Origin of the sequence: Kribbella ginsengisoli (assembly GCF_039537185.1) — a bacterium.
Lineage (GTDB): Bacteria > Actinomycetota > Actinomycetes > Propionibacteriales > Kribbellaceae > Kribbella > Kribbella koreensis.
In genome coordinates, this window is record NZ_BAABAA010000004.1 from 226,444 (window position 1) to 245,664 (window position 19,221).

General features: G+C 67.3%; 18 protein-coding genes. 9 read left to right on the forward strand and 9 right to left on the reverse strand.

Features of this window, described 5'->3' with window-relative positions:
- The first annotated feature begins 105 nt into the window (after positions 1-105).
- Together ABD768_RS17515 and ABD768_RS17520 are read left to right on the forward strand one after the other, a co-directional pair.
- Positions 106-975 (forward strand): MerR family transcriptional regulator, encoded by an 870-nt coding sequence (locus tag ABD768_RS17515; RefSeq protein WP_344841724.1) that lies wholly within the window; start codon positions 106-108, stop codon positions 973-975.
- Complete coding sequence (locus ABD768_RS17520) at positions 972-1,847, forward strand: transglutaminase-like domain-containing protein (RefSeq protein WP_344841727.1); 876 nt, start codon at positions 972-974, stop codon at positions 1,845-1,847. Before ABD768_RS17515 ends, ABD768_RS17520 begins: the two co-directional genes overlap by 4 nt.
- Positions 1,848-1,881: 34 nt before the next feature.
- Here the strand turns inward: ABD768_RS17520 and ABD768_RS17525 are convergent, their stop codons facing one another.
- The gene (locus ABD768_RS17525; protein ID WP_344841730.1) at positions 1,882-2,841 is read right to left on the reverse strand and encodes a DMT family transporter; all 960 of its coding nucleotides are present in this window, start codon (positions 2,839-2,841) and stop codon (positions 1,882-1,884) included.
- A gap of 38 nt (positions 2,842-2,879) precedes the next feature.
- A complete protein-coding gene (locus tag ABD768_RS17530) occupies positions 2,880-3,464 on the reverse strand; it encodes a dihydrofolate reductase family protein (protein WP_344841733.1) in 585 nt (194 codons plus the stop codon).
- A 141-nt stretch (positions 3,465-3,605) separates the two neighbouring features.
- Between ABD768_RS17530 and ABD768_RS17535 the strand changes: the two genes are divergently transcribed.
- Together ABD768_RS17535 and ABD768_RS17540 are read left to right on the forward strand one after the other, a co-directional pair.
- Positions 3,606-4,091, forward strand: a complete 486-nt coding sequence (locus ABD768_RS17535) for a hypothetical protein (protein WP_344841735.1) — start codon at positions 3,606-3,608, stop codon at positions 4,089-4,091.
- Entirely contained in the window at positions 4,088-4,432 is a 345-nt protein-coding gene (locus tag ABD768_RS17540; protein ID WP_344841738.1) for a hypothetical protein, read from the forward strand. Before ABD768_RS17535 ends, ABD768_RS17540 begins: the two co-directional genes overlap by 4 nt.
- Here ABD768_RS17540 and ABD768_RS17545 read toward each other — a convergent pair.
- Positions 4,429-4,788, reverse strand: a complete 360-nt coding sequence (locus ABD768_RS17545; RefSeq protein WP_344841740.1) for an ArsR/SmtB family transcription factor — start codon at positions 4,786-4,788, stop codon at positions 4,429-4,431. The two genes, ABD768_RS17540 and ABD768_RS17545, sit on opposite strands and share 4 nt — an antisense overlap.
- Positions 4,785-5,246, reverse strand: coding sequence for an SRPBCC family protein (locus ABD768_RS17550; RefSeq protein WP_343963789.1), 462 nt, complete (start codon positions 5,244-5,246; stop codon positions 4,785-4,787). The genes ABD768_RS17545 and ABD768_RS17550 overlap by 4 nt, the downstream gene beginning before the upstream one ends.
- A gap of 132 nt (positions 5,247-5,378) precedes the next feature.
- Here ABD768_RS17550 and ABD768_RS17555 point away from each other — a divergent pair, with 132 nt between their 5' ends.
- A complete protein-coding gene (locus ABD768_RS17555; protein ID WP_344841743.1) occupies positions 5,379-5,888 on the forward strand; it encodes a hypothetical protein in 510 nt (169 codons plus the stop codon).
- A 12-nt stretch (positions 5,889-5,900) separates the two neighbouring features.
- Positions 5,901-6,356 (forward strand): SDR family NAD(P)-dependent oxidoreductase, encoded by a 456-nt coding sequence (locus ABD768_RS17560; RefSeq protein WP_344841746.1) that lies wholly within the window; start codon positions 5,901-5,903, stop codon positions 6,354-6,356.
- Between the two features lie 67 nt (positions 6,357-6,423).
- Here the strand turns inward: ABD768_RS17560 and glgP are convergent, their stop codons facing one another.
- The gene (glgP, locus tag ABD768_RS17565) at positions 6,424-9,027 is read right to left on the reverse strand and encodes an alpha-glucan family phosphorylase (protein ID WP_344841748.1); all 2,604 of its coding nucleotides are present in this window, start codon (positions 9,025-9,027) and stop codon (positions 6,424-6,426) included.
- A 250-nt stretch (positions 9,028-9,277) separates the two neighbouring features.
- Between glgP and ABD768_RS17570 the strand changes: the two genes are divergently transcribed.
- Complete coding sequence (locus ABD768_RS17570; RefSeq protein ID WP_343963797.1) at positions 9,278-11,266, forward strand: alpha-1,4-glucan--maltose-1-phosphate maltosyltransferase; 1,989 nt, start codon at positions 9,278-9,280, stop codon at positions 11,264-11,266.
- Between the two features lie 44 nt (positions 11,267-11,310).
- A complete protein-coding gene (locus tag ABD768_RS17575) occupies positions 11,311-11,691 on the forward strand; it encodes a hypothetical protein (protein ID WP_344841750.1) in 381 nt (126 codons plus the stop codon).
- On the opposite strand, the gene ABD768_RS17580 is transcribed toward ABD768_RS17575, so the two are convergent.
- Both ABD768_RS17580 and ABD768_RS17585 read right to left on the reverse strand, forming a co-directional pair.
- Positions 11,692-12,867 (reverse strand): threonine synthase, encoded by a 1,176-nt coding sequence (locus ABD768_RS17580; RefSeq protein WP_344841753.1) that lies wholly within the window; start codon positions 12,865-12,867, stop codon positions 11,692-11,694.
- 11 nt (positions 12,868-12,878) lie between these two features.
- Entirely contained in the window at positions 12,879-13,511 is a 633-nt protein-coding gene (locus tag ABD768_RS17585) for a winged helix-turn-helix domain-containing protein (RefSeq protein ID WP_344841755.1), read from the reverse strand.
- Positions 13,512-13,844: 333 nt separating this feature from the next.
- Here ABD768_RS17585 and ABD768_RS17590 point away from each other — a divergent pair, with 333 nt between their 5' ends.
- Positions 13,845-18,221 carry a S8 family serine peptidase gene (locus ABD768_RS17590; protein WP_344841757.1) on the forward strand — a complete coding sequence of 1,459 codons (4,377 nt, stop codon included), beginning with the start codon at positions 13,845-13,847 and terminating at the stop codon, positions 18,219-18,221.
- A gap of 62 nt (positions 18,222-18,283) precedes the next feature.
- On the opposite strand, the gene ABD768_RS17595 is transcribed toward ABD768_RS17590, so the two are convergent.
- Both ABD768_RS17595 and ABD768_RS17600 read right to left on the reverse strand, forming a co-directional pair.
- Positions 18,284-18,406 (reverse strand): hypothetical protein, encoded by a 123-nt coding sequence (locus ABD768_RS17595; protein WP_344841760.1) that lies wholly within the window; start codon positions 18,404-18,406, stop codon positions 18,284-18,286.
- Positions 18,407-18,460: 54 nt separating this feature from the next.
- Positions 18,461-19,045 (reverse strand): winged helix-turn-helix domain-containing protein, encoded by a 585-nt coding sequence (locus ABD768_RS17600; RefSeq protein WP_343963809.1) that lies wholly within the window; start codon positions 19,043-19,045, stop codon positions 18,461-18,463.
- Positions 19,046-19,221 lie beyond the last annotated feature (176 nt).

Consider the following 19,221-nt stretch of genomic DNA (forward strand, 5'->3'; position numbering starts at 1 on the left):
CTCGATATTGTTCATGACACTAAAGATATATCGTTACCGTCATGAACGCAAGGCCTGTGGAGAAACGTTGTCCCTGCCCCTGGGGCAAGGTGTTCACTGACGGGCATGGCAGAGGCACGGGAGATCGAGGGCGAGCTGACGATCGGCGAGTTCGGCCGGCGCTCAGGGCTGTCCCACAAGGCATTGCGGCTGTACGACGTATCGGGGCTGCTCGCTCCTAGCCGGATCGCTCCGGGGACCGGCGCCAGGCTGTACTCGACGAGCCAACTCGAGCGGGCCCGGCGGATCAGCGTGATGCGCCAGCTCGACATGCCGCTGGCCACGATCACCGAGGTGCTGTCCGGGTCGGACGAGGACGGGCTGATCCGGCTGGACCGGTGGTGGGCAGCCGAGCAGGCGACCAACCAGGCCCGGCACGCGACTCTGGAGTATCTGCGGGATCGGATGCTCCGGTCGTCCGACGCTGGATCGTCGACCGGTCCGGGGTGGCCGGCTCGCGACGTACTGACGCGTTCGGTGCCCGCGGCCAAGGTGGCGGCCATTCGCGCCGACACCGATCAACAGTCGCTGATCGGCGTGATCGTCTCGTCAACGCTGGAGATCCGGGCGCACCTGGCGCAGGCGGGTGCCGAGCTGACCGGCGGCTCATGGGTGATCTATCACGGCCCGGTGACGCCGGAGAGCGAGGCGACCGTCGAGGTCTGCGTGCCCTTCACCGGCGCGGTCGAGCCAGGCGGGCCGATCGCCATCCGGGTCGAGCCCGCGCGCACCGAGGCCTACTGCACGATCAGCAAGGACGAATGCGCGTATCCGCGGATCATGCTCGCCTACGACCTGCTCGACAACTGGATCCGCCGATCAGGTCGTCCGACGACCGGGGCGGTCCGCGAGATCTACCACCACGACTTCCAGTACGTCGACGGGCCGGCCCTGGTCGTCGACATCGCCCAACCGATCGAAGGAACAGCACGATGAACTACGCGGACCAGACTCCCTACAGCGACCCGGGTGTGCACGCGGGGCTGTTCGACGCACTGCCCTCCGACATCGCCGGACTGACCGCGGTGATCCGGAACCTCGTAATCCACTACCGCGGCGGCGGGATCGAGTTCACCGGAGATCGCTACCAGGAGATCAACCATCGCTGGGTGTCGGCGATGCTGACCACCGACCAACGCCGCAACGGCGCCGCACTGGCCGTGCCACGGCAGCCCTTCGACCGGATCGTCGGGTGCTGCCGCGACTACACCTTGATGACGGTGTCCGCCCTGCGGCACAAGGGGATCCCGGCGCGCAGCCGGATCGGGTTCAGCTCGTACTTCGCCGACGGGTTCAACCACGACCATGTCGTCGTGGAGTACTGGAACGGCGAGCGCTGGGTGATGGTCGACGCTCAGCTCGACCCGGGACCGCACTGGAAGTTCGATCCACAGGACATGGTTCCCGGATGGTTCCGGTCGGCGGCTGAGGTGTGGCTGGGGTATCGCTCGGGCGAGCTGGACGGTGACGACTTCGGGGTGGATCCGGCGCTGCCGATCAAGGGCGGATGGTTCATTCGGAACTATGTCTTCTTCCAACTGGCACACCTGCAAGGTGATGAGCTGTTGCTGTGGGACAGCTGGGGTGCGATGACCGGCTCGCTGGACGGCGCCGATCTGGAGCTGGCGGACGAGATCGCGACGCTGCTGGTCGCGGCCGACAACGGAGACGACGCAGCGTCCGGCGTACTGGCTGCTCGTTACGCGGCGGATCCCCGGCTGCGCCCTGGCGACCAGATCCTGCAACTATCACCGGCCGGCGATCCCCCGGTAACAGTCGACCTCAACCGTCGCGTGGTGGTGCCCTAGCCGCCGCAGCTTGTCGTCCGTGGCGGTGGCGGCTTCAGGCGGAGGTGGTGGTACTTGCCGGCGGGCGTGGGGCCTTGGGGAGCATGGTGATGGCTACGGCGGCGAGGGTCAGGGCTATTGCGATCCAGGTGGTGGCAGGTGGGCGGTGGGCGGTGAAGGTGTCCAGTAGGACGGCGCCCAGGAGTTGGCCTACGACGCTGGCTAGGCCGAAGACGAGTACTCCTACCCGGCGGACGACGGTGGTTGCGATGGCGATGATGGAGACGCCGATGAAGCCGCCGCAGTAGAGCCAGGGTTTGGTTGGGAGTTCGCCAGGGGTGGGGCCGCGGAAGAGGAATTCGATCGGGAGCGCGATGCAGAGCGTGCAGCCGGCGACGGTGAAGTTGACGAGTGCCGCGGCCCACGGTGAGCCGGCGATGGCGCCGACGCGGCCGTTGAGTGCGGACTGCAGAGCGAGCGCCAGGCCTGCGATCACGGGAAGTGCGAGAAGCCAGAGGTTGCTGTCACCTGTCAGTTGGTCGTGACCGGCGATGGCGACGGCGGCGACACCGGTGGTTGCGCCGATGACGCGTGGGGTGGTGATCGCGCGCGGGCCACCTGGTCCGAGTCCGGCGCGATCGACGGCGAGGCTGCCGGCCGACGTACCGCCGACGACGGCGACCACGAAGATGCCGACTCCGAGGGAGCCGACGCTCACGCCTTGGCTGACGACATACAGGGCGCCACCGACCCCGCCGAGACATTGCCACCACCGGAGGCCTTGTACTCGCAGCGCCTCACGGAGTTGACGTAGTGCTCGCCGGCCGCCGCGCGAGGTCGGGACGATCGCCAGCAGGACGAGGATGCCGCTCGCGGTGGAGATCATCGAAGCGACAACCCCGTCACCGAGACTCGCCCCCAGCCCACCATTGAGCCGAGCCTGCACCGCCAGCCCAACCCCACCCACCGCGGCCAACCCAACCATCGGCAACTGCTGAATCTCCCGAACCCTCACCCGAGGGATCCTCCCACCCAGACACGGGGCGGGAGGGATTAGTGGTGGACGCGGTAGCGGATGTGGGTGGCTTCGGGGGTGTCCACGACCTTGAGGATGTCGAGTTCGATTCTGTCGGGGAGGATGTCGAAGAGGCGGCGGCCGTTACCGAAGAGGACTGGGATCTGGTGGATCTGGAGTTCGTCCAGGACACCTGCTTCTAGGGCGGTCTGGGCCGTGTAGGCGCCGTGGACCATCACCCGTCGGTCGCCTGATGCTTTTTTCGCCTGCGCCATCGCACTGGCGATTCCGTCGGTGACGTAGCTGACCTTCGGGTACTTCGCCACCGACGGCGCCGGAGGGCGATGACTGGGCACGAAGATCCGTACGCCGCCGTTCCGCTCACCACCCCAGTGATCGACCTGCTCGACGGTGTTACGCCCGGCGACGATCGCACCGAAGTCACTCATCTCCTCGATCACATCCCGCGCCGGCCCCTCGACATTGCCGAACTCCCCATCCGGCCCGATGAACCAGTCGTGCAACCGCATGAACCCGTCCCCACCCGGATTCGCCGGCGTGTCACCCGGCCCGGCGATGAACCCGTCCAGCGACATCGACATGTACAGAACCGAGTTGCCCATGACCTTCCCCTTCAACTCCCAAGAGCGGCCGATCCGCCCTCTCCCTCATCACACGACCAGCAACCCCGTCAATCGACAGTTGGCTACTCGACTGCCGGGATGGAAGTTGCTAGGCGTCGACCTAGCATCTACCTTTGAGGTATGGGCGAGATGCAGGAAGTGACGTTCACCGATCTGCTGCAACGGCCGACCGAGACCATCGACAAGTTGAAGGCGAGCCGGAGGCGGGCCTTGCTCGTCCACCGGCGAGGCAGTGAGGACGATCTCGTGCTGACCACTGCCTCACGGTCGGCCCAGGACGACCAGTTGGTCGAGGTCGCGACGCGGCTTCTGCGGGCCATCATGAGCGATCCGGTGGTGCGGTCAAGTCATCTGCTGGACCTCGTGCCACAGGTTTTTCCCTGGCTTCGATTCCTGCCGTCCGGCGATCGGATCGAGTTCGTCCGGGAGCTGATCGCAGTGATGGATGCCAGTAGCGACGTCGACTCACCCGCGCCCGTCCTCCAATTGATCACCGAGTGGCGGAACACCGCGCAGATCTACGCGGATCCGGAGCTTCTGGAAGCACTCCGCTCGGAGGTCATCGACGACGCCGGAGCTGTCCCGCCTCCCCCACCCGAGTCGTGAGCCCGGGCAAGAAGAACGACCGGGTCGCTCCACCTGCCGAACCCGGTTGCTGGCTGCTGAGATTTGGTACCACCGAAGCAGCCAAGGGCTGGGAAGACCTGGTTCGGCAGGCGGGAGCCAATCTCTGGGCGGCGTACGAGGCGATCCGGACCGAGCCGACGCCCTTCCCTACGACTACCCGACACCATCGCCTGAAGGGCGAACTCGGCACAGTCGGCGGACTCGAGCAGTGGCAGTACGAGGTGACCGCCGGTGGACGAATCTGGTACGTCGTCGACCCCGGCAGGCGGACGGTGTGGGTCAGATGGGCAGGCACCGGCCACCCCAAGGCGACCGACTAGCTCTTCTTGGGTTGGGTGGCGGTGGCTTTGCGCTGGATTGATTCGGCTAGGTGTTTGATGCGGTGGAGGCGGGCGTCCCAGGCGGCGGTTACCGAGGTTAGTTGGGCTACTGCTCGGGCCAGCTGGGCTTCGTTGACGTGGTAGAGCTTTTCGCGGCCTGCCGAGCGGGCCTGGACCAGGCCTACCCGGTCGAGGACGGTGAGGTGTTTGGCTACCGCCTGGCGGGTGACGGGGAGTTGCTGGCCGAGGGTGGTGGCGGTGCCTTCGCCGGTGGTGAGGAGGAGGTCCAGCATGCGCCGGCGGGTTGGGTCGCCGATGGCGGACCAGAGGTCGTCGTCGACCGTGGTGGGGCTCATGAGTGTGCCTCCAGCGTTGCGACGTACACGGGGAGCCGGGGCAGGAAGTAGTCCCAGCCGGTGGCGTGATCGTTGTACTGCGCTTCCAGTACCGCGGCCTCCCAGCCCATCTCGCGGAAGCCGGTCTCCGTCATCTTCACCAGCGTGCCCTCGCCCGACGGGATCAGGTCGAAGGTGACGAGCAACGAGTTGCCCTCCTTCGCCACGTCGCCGGCCGGATGGGTCCAGCGGAACGAGAACATCCGGGGCGGAGCGGCGTCGACGACGGTGAACTGGACGACTTGGCCGCCCGCAGAGGGGTCGCCGAACACGATCTCCCCCTCAGCACCCGGCGTCGCCTCGTACCGGGCGTCATCCGGCCACCACTCCTTCAGGTGCTCGGGACTGCTCACCACGTCGAAGACGATCTCGGGTGAGGCGCCGACGTAGATCTCGCGTTCGAGCGTTCCGAACTCCATGCCATCCTCCTGCAATCCTTGGTTGCGGATCACCCTAACCCGCGATCACCGCGATATGCAACAGATGGTTGCGCATCGCGGAGACTCCGGCTAGCCTCATGTGCAACCAAGGGTTGCAGATGAGGAGAGATCATGAACAGCACGACGGTTCAGGAAGTATTCGGCGCACTGCTGGATGCGGCCGGTACGGTCGCCGCCGCGGGCGATGCGGTCGTCACGCCGGCCGCCGGCGAGTGGAATGCGGAGCAGGTCCTGGCCCACGTGACGATCGTCAACGCCACCACCATCGCGGCGGCAGCGTCGATTGCCGCAGGCACCGTTCCGGCGTACGACAACCGGATCGCTCACGACCCCTGGACGCTCGAGCACGTCATCGCGGTGACGGGCGGGATCGCAGGACTTCAGGACCGCGTTCGCCGTCAAGGACAAGCCCTCTGCACCTTCTACGACGACGGCTTGAGTGGGGACGAGCTGGACACGATGGTGCCGACGCTGCTCGTGTCGCACGACAAGATCCAGGTCAACCAGCCGCTGCCGCTGCGGGCGCTGCTCGACGGCCTGGTCGACTCCGAGCTTCCAGGGCACACTCGGCAACTGCTGGCGTTGCTCCCGAACAGCACTCACGGTGAACGGGCAGCGTGATATCTCTGAAAAGTGTCCACCAGAGTCGCACTCGTCACCGGCGCCAATCGCGGTATCGGCGACAGCGAGCGGTTGCTGCCGGTGAAGCTGGATGTGAGCGACCCCGATGACGCAAAGAGGGCGGCCGACTGGGCCGCAGAGCAGGTCGGGCAGGTCGATGCGGTGATCAACAATGCGGCGATTCTGTACGACCCAGCCGAACGCGCGATCAGCGAGATGACCGGCGGCGCGCCGGCGTACAACGTCTCCAAGGCCGCACTGAACGCGTTGACGCGACTGCTGGCCGGAGAACTACGCCGCGATCGCATCCTCGTCAACGCGATCTGCCCCGGATGGACCGACACCGACATGGGGCAAGGCGGCCGACCCGTCGGTGACGGCGCCCGGAGCGTGCTCTGGGCCGTCAACCTCCCCGACGACGGCCCCACCGGCGGCTTCTTCCGCGACGGCCGACCACTGCCGTGGTGAACGCCTTGCCGGCAACAAACAACGCGGGCCCCGCCTAGTGAGGTAGGCGGGGCCCGCGTTCAGGTGCTCAGAATTCGGAGCCTGCGGGAAGGTCCGGGGTTTCCGGGTCTTCGGGGTCCGAGGGACCGGCTGCCAGGCCCAGTTCTGCTGGGCTGGCGAGCATCGGGTTCTTCGGGAGGACTCGGACCGTGTAGCCGAAGGGGCCGGTGCGGTCGAGTTTGAGTTCGCCCTCGTAGCGGTGGCGGTTGCCCTCGTACGTTTCGGCCAGCGTCAGCGACACCCGGACCGGGTCGGTGATCTCGTCTTCGGAGTTCACCCGGCCGTGCAGCGCTTCGACATCGATGTCGCCAGGAGTCAGATCGCCAAGGGTTACGAAGGCACGGATGCCAACGGTCGTGCCGAGCTGCGGCACATCGCCGAGGCCCTGCAGTTCGACGTGGTCGACACGGATGGCCGGCCAAGCTGCCCGGACCTGCCGCTTCCACGCCGCCAGCGCGCGAGCGCCCTCGTACGTCGAGTTGAGCCGCCGCGAAGACTCGGCCGCCGGGACGTAAAGCTGCTGGACGTAGTCGCGAACCATCCGCGTCGCCAGCACCTTCGGGCCGAGCTCCTTGATCGTGTGCCGCAGCATCTCGATCCAGCGGCCCGGGATGTCACCGTCGTAGAACCGCGGCGCGACCTGCTTCTCGATCAGGTCGTACAGCGCATGCGCCTCGAGGTCGTCACGACGATCCGTGTCCTCGATCCCCTCGGCCGACGGGATCGCCCAGCCGAAGTCGTCGTCGTACCACTCGTCCCACCAACCGTCGCGGATCGAGAGGTTCAGCGCACCGTTCAGAGCAGCCTTCATGCCGGACGTGCCACACGCCTCGTACGGACGCAGCGGGTTGTTCAGCCAGACATCGCAGCCCGGGTACATCGGCTGCGCCAGCGCGATGTCGTAGTCAGGCACGAAGACGATGCGGTGCCGGACCTCGGGGTCGTCGGCGAAGCGAACCATCTCCTGGATCAGCTTCTTGCCACCCTCATCAGCCGGGTGCGCCTTGCCCGCGATGACGATCTGGATCGGCCGAGTCGGGTGCAGCAGCATCGCCTTCAGCCGCGCGGGGTCGCGGAGCATCAACGTCAGCCGCTTGTACGACGGTACGCGCCGCGCGAACCCCATCGTCAGCACGTCCGGGTCCAGGATCGAATCGACCCAGCCCAGCTCAGCCTCCGAAGCACCGCGGTTCACCCACGACGCGCGGACCCGGGCCCGGGTGTCGTCGATGAAGCGCTGCCGCAGGATCCGCTTGGTCTCCCAGATCTGCGCGTCGGTCGTCTTGTCGAGGCCCTCGAAGATCCCCTCGCCGTCGACCGCGGTGTCCGTGTTGGCATACGTCAACTGGTGGATCTCGCGCGCGACCCAGGTCGGCGCGTGCACGCCGTTGGTGATCGACGTGATCGGCACGTCGGTCGGGTCGAAGCTCGGCCACAGGCCGGCGAACATCCCCCGGCTGACCACACCGTGCAGCTTCGACACGCCATTGGCCCGCTGCGCCAGCCGCAGACCCATGATCGCCATGTTGAAGACCGACGGGTCGCCGTTCTCGAAGTCCTCCGCGCCGAGCGCGAGGATCCGGTCGATCGGCACGCCGTCGCCGAACACGTCCGGCGAGAAGTGCTGCTGGATCAGCTCGACCGGGAACCGGTCGATCCCGGCCGGGACCGGGGTGTGGGTAGTGAAGACGGTGCCGCCGCGGGCCACCTCAAGCGCGGTGTCGAAGTCCAGCGACTGGTCGGTGGCGAGCTCACGGATCCGCTCGACGCCGAGGAAGCCGGCATGGCCCTCGTTGGTGTGGAAGACCTCCGGCGCCGCGTGGCCGGTGACCCGGCAGAACTCACGGACGGCGCGGACGCCACCGACACCCAGCAGGAGCTCCTGCAGCAACCGGTGCTCGGTCGTACCGCCGTACAGCCGGTCGGTGACCTCGCGCTCGGCGGGCTCGTTGTCCTCCATGTCGGCGTCGAGCATCAGCAGCGGCACGCGGCCGACCTGGGCGACCCAGATCTGCGCGCACAGCTTGCGCTCGCCCGGCAGGTTCACGCTGATGGTGGCCGGCGCGTCGCTGGCATCACGCAGCAGGCTGATCGGCAGACCGTCGGGGTCCACCAGCGGGTACCGCTCCTGCTGCCAGCCCTCACGGTTCAGCGACTGACCGAAGTACCCGTGCCGGTAGAGCAGACCGACACCGATCAGCGGTACGCCGAGGTCGCTCGCGGCCTTCAGGTGGTCACCGGCCAGGATGCCGAGACCGCCGGAGTACTGCGGCAGCACATGGGTGATGCCGAACTCCGGGGAGAAGTAGGCCACCGAGCTGACCGGCGAACCGGCCTCGGCCTGGAACCACCGGTCGTCGGTCACATAGCCGTTCAGGTCGGCGACTGCCAGCTCGAGTCGCCGCAGGAAGGCGTGGTCGTTGGCCAGCTCGTCGAGCCGGGCCGCCGGTACCTCACCGAGAAGCCGAACCGGGTCACCACCGGTGCTGCGCCACAGCAGCGGGTCGACGGCCTCGAAGACGTCTTGCGTCTCCGGGTGCCAGACCCAGCGCAGGTTGTTCACCAGGGTGCCGAGACCGGTCAGCGGCTCGGGCAGGACAGGGCGGACGGAGAATCGTCGTATCGCTCGCACCGGGACACCGTACCGGCCCGGAGAGCCGACAGCACCCCCGGGATGCATCGATCTTGCAACGCGAGCAAGAACTTGCAGGACCAGACCACTAACCCCAAAGGTTCACTCTGTATCACCCCGTGAGCAAGTGATCCACAGTTTGATCCAAACCGTGACGCCCGCATGGCGCGTCACTGGTCTGGGAACCGATAGCGTGAGTGTTGTACTTCCCTGTTCCTGCTACTGCGGAAAGCGAAGGTTCGTTAACTCCATGACTGGGCGCATCCCGATCACCGACGTCACCCCGACCGTCGACGCCGGAGCGTATCCGGCCAAGTCGTCGGTGGGCGAGACCTTCACCATCGCGGCCACCGTGTTCCGCGAAGGCCACGACGCGGTGAACGCGAATGTCGTGCTGACGTCACCGTCGGGACAGACAAGACGGATGCTGATGACGCCGGTCGGTCAGGGCACGGACCGCTGGACGGTCGACGTCACCCTGCAGGAGCAGGGAGCGTGGACGTTCGCCATCGAGGGCTGGAGCGATCCGTACGGCACCTGGCGGCACAACGCCGAGATCAAGATCCCGGCCGGGATCGACGTCGACCTGATGTTCGCCGAAGGCGCGGCCTTCTTCGATCGCGCCGCGGCCGGCGTACCGCCTGCGGTACGGGTGGACCGTTCGACGCTGAGTGACGCCGCGCAGGCTCTGGCGAACGGCGCACTGCCGGCCGAGGCGCGACTGGCCGCGGGCATCTCGCCGCAGGTCCGCTCGGCGCTCGGCCGCTACCCCGTACGCGAGCTGATCACCTCCTCCGAGACCTACCCGGTGTGGGTCGATCGCCAGCTCGCCTTGTACGGCAGCTGGTACGAGTTCTTCCCCCGCTCCGAAGGCGCCTACTACGACGACGAGAAGCAGGAGTGGGTGTCGGGCAACTTCAAGACCGCCGCCAAGCGCCTCGACGCCGTCGCCGCGATGGGCTTCGACGTGCTCTACGTCCCGCCGATCCACCCGATCGGCCAGTCGTACCGCAAGGGCCCGAACAACACCCTCGACCCGAAGCCGGGCGACCCCGGCTCCCCCTGGGCGATCGGCAGCTCCGAGGGCGGGCACGACGCGATCCACCCCGAGCTCGGCACCTTCGACGACTTCGACGCGTTCGTCGGCCGGGCCCGCGAGCTCGGCCTCGAGGTCGCCATCGACTTCGCCCTGCAGGCCTCGCCGGACCACCCGTGGGTGACCGAGCACCCGAAGTGGTTCAGCGTCCGCGCCGACGGCTCGATCGCGTACGCCGAGAACCCGCCGAAGAAGTACCAGGACATCTACCCGATCAACTTCGACAACGATCCCGAAGGCATCTACGCCGAGGTCCTGCGGATCCTGAAGCTGTGGATCTCGCACGGCGTCACCGTGTTCCGGGTCGACAACCCGCACACCAAGCCGGTCAACTTCTGGGAGTGGATCCTCGGCGAGATCCGCAAGACCGACCCGGACGTCATCTTCTTGTCCGAGGCGTTCACCCGGCGGCCGATGATGCAGGAGCTGGCCAAGGTCGGCTTCCACCAGTCGTACACGTACTTCACCTGGCGCAACGAGAAGTGGGAGCTCGAGGAGTACCTGGTCGAGCTGACCAAGGAGACCGGCCACTTCCTGCGGCCGAACTTCTTCGTCAACACCCCGGACATCCTGACCGCCTACCTGCAGTACGGCGGCCCCGGCGCGTTCAAGATCCGCGCCGCGATCGCCGCCACCTCGTCGCCGGCCTGGGGCGTGTACGCGGGCTTCGAGCTGTATGAGCACGTCGCGCTGCGGCCGGGCTCCGAGGAGTACCTGGACACCGAGAAGTTCCAGCTCCGCCCCCGCGACTGGGATGCCGCCGCCGCGGAGAACCGCACGCTCGCGCCGTACCTGACCCTGCTCAACAACATCCGTCGTCGCCACCCGGCCCTGCAGCAACTGCGCAACCTCAGCCTGCACCAGGTCGACGACGAGCAGATCATGTGCTTCTCCAAGCGCGTCACCGGCCCCGACGGCCACAGCGACACCGTCATCGTCGTGGTGAACACCGACCCGCACTCGGTCCGAGAGTCCCTCGTCCACCTCGACATGGCCGCGCTCGGCATGCGCCCCGAGGACACCTTCACCGTGTACGACGAGGTCACCGGCGCAACCTGGCGCTGGGGCCAGCAGAACTACGTGAAGCTCGACCCCAACGGCGACCCCTGCCACATCCTCGCCGTCCGCCGCGGCCAGGCCTGATCACCTGACATCATCGCCCTCACACACGTGAAGTGGGGGCGACGATGTCGGTACTGAAGGAAGAGTCAGCGGATGCACGCCGAAGGACAGGCTGGCTGATCCCGGCAGTGGCCTCCGCCGTCGTGGCCAACTACTGGCCGTCGAACGCGGACAACCCGGTGCAGCGGTCGGAGCAGTTGTGGCTGGGCGGTCTCGGATTGGCCGGGGTCGCGGTCGGTTTGCTGTGGCAGTGGTTCAGCCCCCGCGCACTGGCCCCGCGGTTGGCATTCGCCGCCGCTGCCTTCGTCGTGCTCGCGATCCTGATGTTGTTGCCGCTCGGCGGTGACTGGACTCACGACGAGCGGCAGGTGTACCTCGGCTTCGGGGTGATCTCCGGCCTGGTCCTGTCCCATTGGTGGGCCTGGATGCACACCGCCGACGAATGACTAGAGCGGGACGGTTTCCGGGTACTTGAGCCCGGTACCGGTGTTGAGGGCGACGACTTGCTCGCCGGGCTTGATCCAGCCGGACTCGCGGAGCTGGCGGACGGCGGCGAAGTTGGCCGCGCCCTCGGGACAGATGAACGACCCCTCAAGCGAAGCGACCCGGCGCTGGGCGGCGAGGATGTCCGCGTCGTCGACGGCGACCGCACAGCCGTCGGTCTCCGCGATCGCTTGCAGGACGAGGAAGTCGCCGAGTGCCTTGGGCACCGTGATGCCGAAGGCAACCGTGTGGGCATCCGGCCAGGGCTCACTCGACGGTAGGCCCTTCTCCCACGCCTGCACGATCGGCGCGCACCCGGTGGCCTGTACTGCGACCAGCCGCGGCAGCGGCCCGTCGACCCAGCCCAAAGCCTTCAACTCCAAGAGCGCCTTCCAGATCCCGATCAGCCCGACTCCCCCGCCGGTCGGATAGAGAATCACGTCAGGCAGCTTCCACCCGAGCTGCTCGGCGATCTCGAGCCCCATCGTCTTCTTGCCCTCGATCCGGTAGGGCTCCTTCAACGTCGACACATCCTGATAGCCCTCACGAGCAGCCAGCTCCGACCGGATCCAGGCACCCGCGTCACCGATCAACCCGTCGATCAGCTTCAGCTCAGCCCCGACCACCGTCACCTCGCGCCGGCAGATCTCCGGCGCCGCCAGCGGCATGGCGATCAGCGCCTCCATGCCGGCCCGAGCCGCATAGGTCGCCCAAGCCGACCCCGCGTTCCCATTCGTCGGCATAGCGATCTTCCGAACGCCGACCTCCAGAGCCCTCGACACCCCAACAGCAGCACCGCGCGCCTTGAACGTCCCGGTCGGGATCAGCCCCTCGTCCTTCATCAGCAACCGCTCGACGCCCAGCTCCCGCCCATAAGCAGGCAATGGGAGCAGCGGCGTCATCCCCTCCCCCAGGCTGACCACGTTCTCCACGGATCGGACCGGCAGCAGTTCGTGGTACCGCCAAAGATCAGCCGGCCGCGAGGAAACGGAGTCCTTGGTCAACCCGGCGCGCACCTCGTCGAGGTCGTACCGGGCAAGCAGCGGCGATCCACACGTACACAGTCCGATCACCTGATCGGCGTCGTGGATCAGGCCGCACTGAGGACATTCGAGGTGACTCAAACTGGAGAAGCGCACGACTTCAGAGGCTACCCGGCACGCAATCCCGTGATCGCCGGGTTCTGGTGGTCGGTGAGCCGGAAGCCGGTGCCCCGGACCGCGTCGATCGTGACCGTGGTGCCGAGCTCGTCCAGCTTCCGGCGGACCCGCTTCACCAGCGAGTGCACGTCCGCGGTACCGCGCAGATGCCGGTTCCGCCAGACCGCTTGATGCAGTCCCTCGTACGTCCAGACGCGCAGCGGTTCGGTCATCAGCCAGGTGAGCAGATCGTGCTCGAGATCGGTCAGCGGCACCTCTCGGTCCCGCCACTGCGCGACCGACCGGGCCGAGTCGATCGTCAGTACGTCGGCCTCCGGTCCGTCTCGCTCGGTACGCTGGCCAGGCACCTGGCGCGCGGGTGACTCAGCCACCGACTCGGGCTCGGGCGGTTCGGGGTGCTCGGGTGGTACCGGGGGTGAGGGCTGCGCGGGCGTGATCAGCTTGCGCAGCTCGTCCAGGCTGGAGACCAGCAGCAAGGGGGCGACGTCGTCGACGAGCTCCGCCAGCCGGACTCGTTCCTCCAACGAGGCCGCCACTGCGATCAGCAGTGGAAACGGCTCGGTGGCGGAACTGGTCAAGTCGGGGGCGCCGTCGCTCGCGATGGGGACACGGGCGGTGACCATCTGATTACGATGTCAACCTCTGCCTCTAATCGTCAACGCATTGACAAATATTGGCGAAACTTGCCTCGAAGCAGCCAACCGTCTGTCACATTCTGCTCACCAGGTGTGCTTGTTCTGACGTTGGAATGACACATATCGTCCTCGGCAGGCCCGCCGCGTAACACGTGGCGACCTGGGGGGCACGGAGTGTTCGCAGAACCGGTTCACCAAACCACGGCGTCTGTGAAGCCCTGCACCTCTGCACCATGACTCGGGGGAGTCGACTCGGGGTCGTACAAGTGAGGGGCTGCAGAGATGTCACATCAACAGAAGAGGGGGCTCGCCAGATCGCTGGTGAGCGCCCTTGCGGCGGTGGCCGTGATCACCACCGGCCTGGCCGCCTCCGGCCTGGCCCAGGCGGCACCACCTACCAAGCCAACCGGGGCATCCGCCACGCCGGACTCGAAGATCAAGCCTGACCTGCTCTCGAAGCTGGAGGCCAAGGACGCCAAGGAGACGACCGACTTCTGGGTCCGGTTCAGCGACAAGGCCGATCTGACCGCCGCCAGCAAGATCACCGACTGGAACCAGCGCGGTACGGCGGTCGCAGCGGCGCTGAAGAAGACCGCTGCGGAGAGCCAGGCCTCGGTGAAGACCGAGCTGGACGCCCAGCACGTGTCGTACAAGACCTACTGGGCCACCAACGCGATCGTCGTCAAGGGCGGCTCGCTGGCGATGGCGCAGAGCATCGCCGGGCACGCCGAGGTCGAGGGCGTCTACAACCCGGTCAAGTACGAGGTGCCGCCGGTCACCAAGGGCACCCAGCAGATGGAGATCAACGCGGTCGAGTGGGGCATCGCCAACGTCAAGGCCGACCAGGTCTGGGCGCAGTACGGCGACAAGGGCGCCGGCATCACGGTGGCCAGCATCGACACCGGGGTCCAGTACGACCACCCGGCGCTGGTGAACCAGTACCGCGGCAAGCTGGCCAACGGCACCTTCGACCACAACTACAACTGGTTCGACGCGGCCGGCAGCTGCTCGGGCGCTCCGTGTGACAACAACGGCCACGGCACCCACACGATGGGCACGATGGCCGGTGACGACGGAGCCGGCAACCAGATCGGCGTCGCGCCGGGCGTCAAGTGGATCGCCGCCAACGGGTGCTGCCCGAGCGACGAGGCCCTGATCAGCTCCGGGCAGTGGATGCTCGAGCCGACCAACCTCGCGGGTGCGAACCCGGACGCGAGCAAGCGGCCGAACGTCATCAACAACTCGTGGGGCAGCACGCTGCCGTCGAACGACCCGTTCATGGAGGACGTCACGCTCGCGTGGACCGCGTCCGGCATCTTCGGTGTCTTCGCCAACGGCAACAGCGGCTCCGCGTGTAACACCAGCGGGTCCCCTGGCAGCCTGACCAGCAACTACTCGGTCGGCGCCTACGACATCAGCAACAACATCGCCTCGTTCTCCGGCCGCGGTACGGGCCAGAACGGCACGATCAAGCCGAACATCTCGGCCCCGGGCGTCAACGTCCGGTCGAGCCTGCCCGGCAACACCTATGGCTCGTTCAACGGCACTTCGATGGCCACCCCGCACCTCGCGGGCGTCATCGCGCTGCTGTGGTCGGGCGCACCGAGCCTGAAGGGCGACGTCGCGGCCACCCGCGCGCTGCTCAACGGCACGGCGATCGACTCCCCGAACGCGCAGTGTGGCGGTACCGACGCCAACAACAACGTGTTCGGTCAGGGTCGCGTCGACGCGCTCGCGCTGCTCAACGCCGCACCCGTCGGCGACACCGGCACGCTGAACGGCAAGGTCACCGGCACCGGTGGCGCCGGCATCGGCGGCGCGTCCCTCACCATCAAGCAGACCGGTACGCCGGACAAGGTGCTCACCACCTCGGCCGACGGCTCGTACTCGGCCGTGCTGCCCGCCGGTGACTACTCGCTCGCCGTGACCGCCTTCGGTTACGTCGGCCAGACCGGTACGGCGACCATCACGGTCAACACCACCACCACGAAGAACTTCGCCCTGACGGCGGCTCCGACGGTCAGCGTCGGCGGTACCGTCACGGACGGCTCCGGCCACGGCTGGCCGCTGTACGCGAAGGTCAGTGTCCAGGGTGCCGGTGGCGTGTACGACTACACCACCCCGACCAACGGCCGCTACTCCTTCAAGGTGCCCGCCAGCGCGACCTACACGCTGACCGTCGAGTCCCAGATCCCGGGGTACCAGACGACCAGCCTGCCGATCACCGTCGGCGCGGGCAACCTGACCAAGAACGTGGCCGTCCCGGTCCGTTCCGACGCCTGCCTGACCGCACCCGGCTACCGCAACGGCTCCGACGGCGTCTACGAGACGTTCGACGGCCAGACCACCCCGGCCGGCTGGACCGTCGTCGACAACAAGGGCAACGGCCAGACCTGGAAGTTCACCGATGCCGGCAACCGCGGCAACCTGACCGGCGGGACCGGCGGTTTCGCGATCGTCGACAGCGACAAGTACGGCTCGGGTCAGAGCCAGGACACCTCCCTGGTCAGCCCGGTCGTCGATCTGACCGCGGTCACCGCGCCGAAGATCAAGTTCAACCAGGACCTGAACACCTACTCCGACGAGAAGATCGACGTCGACCTGTCGATCGACGGCGGAACCACCTGGGCCACCGTGCTCACCCAGACCGCGGACACCCGCGGCGTCAAGGAGATCGCGATCCCGCAGGCGGCCGGCAAGTCGGCCGTGCAGGTCCGCTTCCACTACTACGACGCCTCCTACGAGTACTGGTGGGAGGTCGACAACGTCCTGATCGGCAGCGCCGTCACCTGTGAGCCGACCGGCGGCGGTCTGGTCGTCGGCAACGTCAAGGACGCCAACACCGGCGGTTACGTGAACGGCGCCGTCGTCACCCGTGACGACAAGCCCAGCGAGACCGCGACCAGCGTCGCCACCCCTGAGGACACCGGCCTGGCCGATGGCTTCTACTGGCTGTACTCCGCGGAGGACGGCACGCACGGCTACACCGTCAAGGCGGGCAACTACACCAGCTCGCAGGCGAACGTCGATGTCGAGGCGGACTGGGTCACCCAGGCCGACTACAGCCTGAAGGCCGGCCGCGTCTCGGTCGCTCCGACGGCCATCGACGCCAGCCTGAGGCTTCCGGGCGGCAAGGTGACCAAGCAGTTCGTGGTCACCAACACCGGCACCGCGAACGTCGACCTGAAGTTCGGCGAGCGCGACGGCGGCTTCACCCTGCAGAACGCGAACGGCAGCACCACCACCAAGACCCAGGTGCTGAACAGCACCGGGGCCCCGCTGCAGCGGCTCGAGGTTCCGACCTCGTTCGGCAACAAGCTGTCCGGCAAGATGGCGGTCAAGCCGGCCGCACCGGGTCCGCTCGCGGCTCCGTGGACCAACATCGCCAACCTCCCGAACGTCGTGATGGACAACCGGGTGGTCAACCTGGACGGCAAGATCTACTCGATCGCGGGTGGCGACGGCAGCGCCTCCACCGGCAACAGCTACGTGTACGACCCGGCCACCCTGGCCTGGACCCCGATCGCCCCGCTTCCGGGCGCCCGTAACGCCGTCACCGTCGGCGCCGTGGGTGGCAAGCTCATCGTCAGCTCCGGCTGGGGCGAGAGTGGACCGGACGCAGCGACCTGGTCGTACGACCCGGCGGCCAACGCCTGGTCCGCCGTGGCCGCCAACCCGACGCCGCGTGCGGCTGCCGGGCAGGCTGTCCTCGACGGCAAGCTGTACGCCGTGGGTGGTTGCACCACCTCGGCGTGTCTCCCGATGTCCAACTCCGTGGTCGCTTACGACGCGGCGTCGAACAGCTGGGCCACGCTGGCCAACTACCCGAAGTCGGTGGCGTTCGCATCCTGCGGCGCGATCGACGGCAAGATCTACTGCTCCGGCGGTAACGACGGCTCGACGTCGCAGAAGTCCAGCTACGTCTACGACCCGGGCGCGGACTCCTGGTCCCCGATCGCCGACTCCCCGGCCGACCACTGGGCGGCGTCCTTCGCCGTCGCCGGTGGCAAGCTGCTCGTCGTCGGCGGTGTCCAGTCCGGTGCCGTCACCAACGCCGGGTTCGCTTTCGACCCGGCGGCCGGTACCTGGGCCGCGCTGCCGAACGCCAACCAGCCCCGCTACCGCGGTGGTGCGGCTTGTGGCTTCTACCGGGTCGGTGGATCGTCCGGCGGGTTCAACCCGACTGTGGAGGGCGAGGTCCTGCCGGGCCTCGAGAACTGCTCCGAGTCGTCGGCCGACGTCAAGTGGCTGAGCCTGGACAAGACCGAGGCCAGCCTGGCCCCGGGTGAGAAGGTCACCGTCAAGGTGGCGCTGAACGCCGCTGTCGACCAGCCGGGCACTTACACGGCCGCGGTCACCATCGGCGAGAACACCCCGTACAGCGTGGACCCGGTCGACGTGAAGCTCACTGTCACGCCGCCGACCACGTGGAGCAAGCTGGCCGGTACCGTCACCGGGGTCGCGACCTCGGGGACCACCGCCCCGCTGCCCGGCGCCACGGTCGAGGTCGACTCGTGGGCGTCGGAGTACACCTTCATCACCGACAAGGACGGCGGCTACGCCTACTGGCTGGACCGCCGCAACAACCCGCTGACGCTGATCGCCGCCAAGGACGGCTACAAGCCGCAGACGCGGACGACCAAGCTGATCAACGGAGAGACCGTCGTCGAGGACTTCGCACTCAAGGCGACGAAGTAGTAGTCAGGTAAAGAAAACCGCCCCCATCCGGGTCACCGGGTGGGGGCGGTTCTTTTGCTGCCTCAAGCCGTTTCCAGCTCGAGGTCTTCCGCAACGTGGCTGTAGGGGCGATCCATCAGCAGGGAGGCTGTGTCTTCGTCGACCTGGAGGCGCTCGGCGATCCCGCGCACGACATCCGACACCATTTGCTCTGCCATATACGTCTAACGCGCGGAAAGCCAATTGGTCACACGGGTTCGTCAGACCGCCGGCAGCAGATGGAACCCGACGCCCCGGACGGCGTGGATGGTGACGGTCGCTCCGAGGCTGGCCAGCTTCTGGCGGAGGCGCTTGACCACCGAGTGGATGTGCGATCCGTGGCCGAGGTGCTCGTTGCCCCAGACCGCGTGGTGCAGGCGCTGGTACGTCCACACCTTGCCCGGCTCCGCCACCAGGCAGTGCAGGAAGTCATGCTCCAACCGGGTCAGTCGTGCCTCCCGATCCTTGTAGCGCACGACCCGCCGGTCCACGTCCAGCTCCAGCGCGTTGTCCTCGGCAGCGGGAGCCACGGTCAGCGGCGTCGGTACCGGCTTTGACGAGATGGGCACGGCTGCCCCGATCTGGGCAGTCACCCCACGCACGCTCATCGCCGGCACGACCGCGGGAGTCAGTACTACGGGCGCCGACTCCGCCGTGGCGGTCAGCTCCAGGAACGCCCGCGCCTGCTCCGCGCTGGACACCAGCAACAACGCGTCGGCACCACCGAGCAGCCGGGCGAGCTGCACCCGCTCGGCGGTGGACGTCGCCACCCCGATGATCAACGACGAGTCCGGCAGCCTCTCCATGGAGCCCCTCCTGTCAAACGCTTGCCGGGGGTCATGCAAGGGACCAGTACTGCGAACCGCGAGGGTTAAGTCAAGGGATTCCCTGCGTCCCCGGATGGCACAAATGCGACCTGTCCGACACCGGCCACGAACGGGCACCGACGGTCTACGCAGCGCCACAAAACACCCGGTCCACC

Coding starts and splice junctions, on each gene's coding strand:
- ABD768_RS17555 (WP_344841743.1), top strand. CDS start 5,379: ATGAACAGCACGACGGTTCAGGAAGTATTCGGCGCACTGCTGGATGCG.
- ABD768_RS17595 (WP_344841760.1), bottom strand. CDS start 18,406: ATGGTGTCGGATGTCGTGCGCGGGATCGCCGAGCGCCTCCAGGTCGAC.
- ABD768_RS17570 (WP_343963797.1), top strand. CDS start 9,278: ATGACTGGGCGCATCCCGATCACCGACGTCACCCCGACCGTCGACGCC.
- ABD768_RS17520 (WP_344841727.1), top strand. CDS start 972: ATGAACTACGCGGACCAGACTCCCTACAGCGACCCGGGTGTGCACGCG.
- ABD768_RS17535 (WP_344841735.1), top strand. CDS start 3,606: ATGGGCGAGATGCAGGAAGTGACGTTCACCGATCTGCTGCAACGGCCG.
- ABD768_RS17600 (WP_343963809.1), bottom strand. CDS start 19,045: ATGGAGAGGCTGCCGGACTCGTCGTTGATCATCGGGGTGGCGACGTCC.
- ABD768_RS17515 (WP_344841724.1), top strand. CDS start 106: ATGGCAGAGGCACGGGAGATCGAGGGCGAGCTGACGATCGGCGAGTTC.
- ABD768_RS17550 (WP_343963789.1), bottom strand. CDS start 5,246: ATGGAGTTCGGAACGCTCGAACGCGAGATCTACGTCGGCGCCTCACCC.
- ABD768_RS17530 (WP_344841733.1), bottom strand. CDS start 3,464: ATGGGCAACTCGGTTCTGTACATGTCGATGTCGCTGGACGGGTTCATC.
- ABD768_RS17545 (WP_344841740.1), bottom strand. CDS start 4,788: ATGAGCCCCACCACGGTCGACGACGACCTCTGGTCCGCCATCGGCGAC.
- ABD768_RS17575 (WP_344841750.1), top strand. CDS start 11,311: ATGTCGGTACTGAAGGAAGAGTCAGCGGATGCACGCCGAAGGACAGGC.
- ABD768_RS17585 (WP_344841755.1), bottom strand. CDS start 13,511: ATGGTCACCGCCCGTGTCCCCATCGCGAGCGACGGCGCCCCCGACTTG.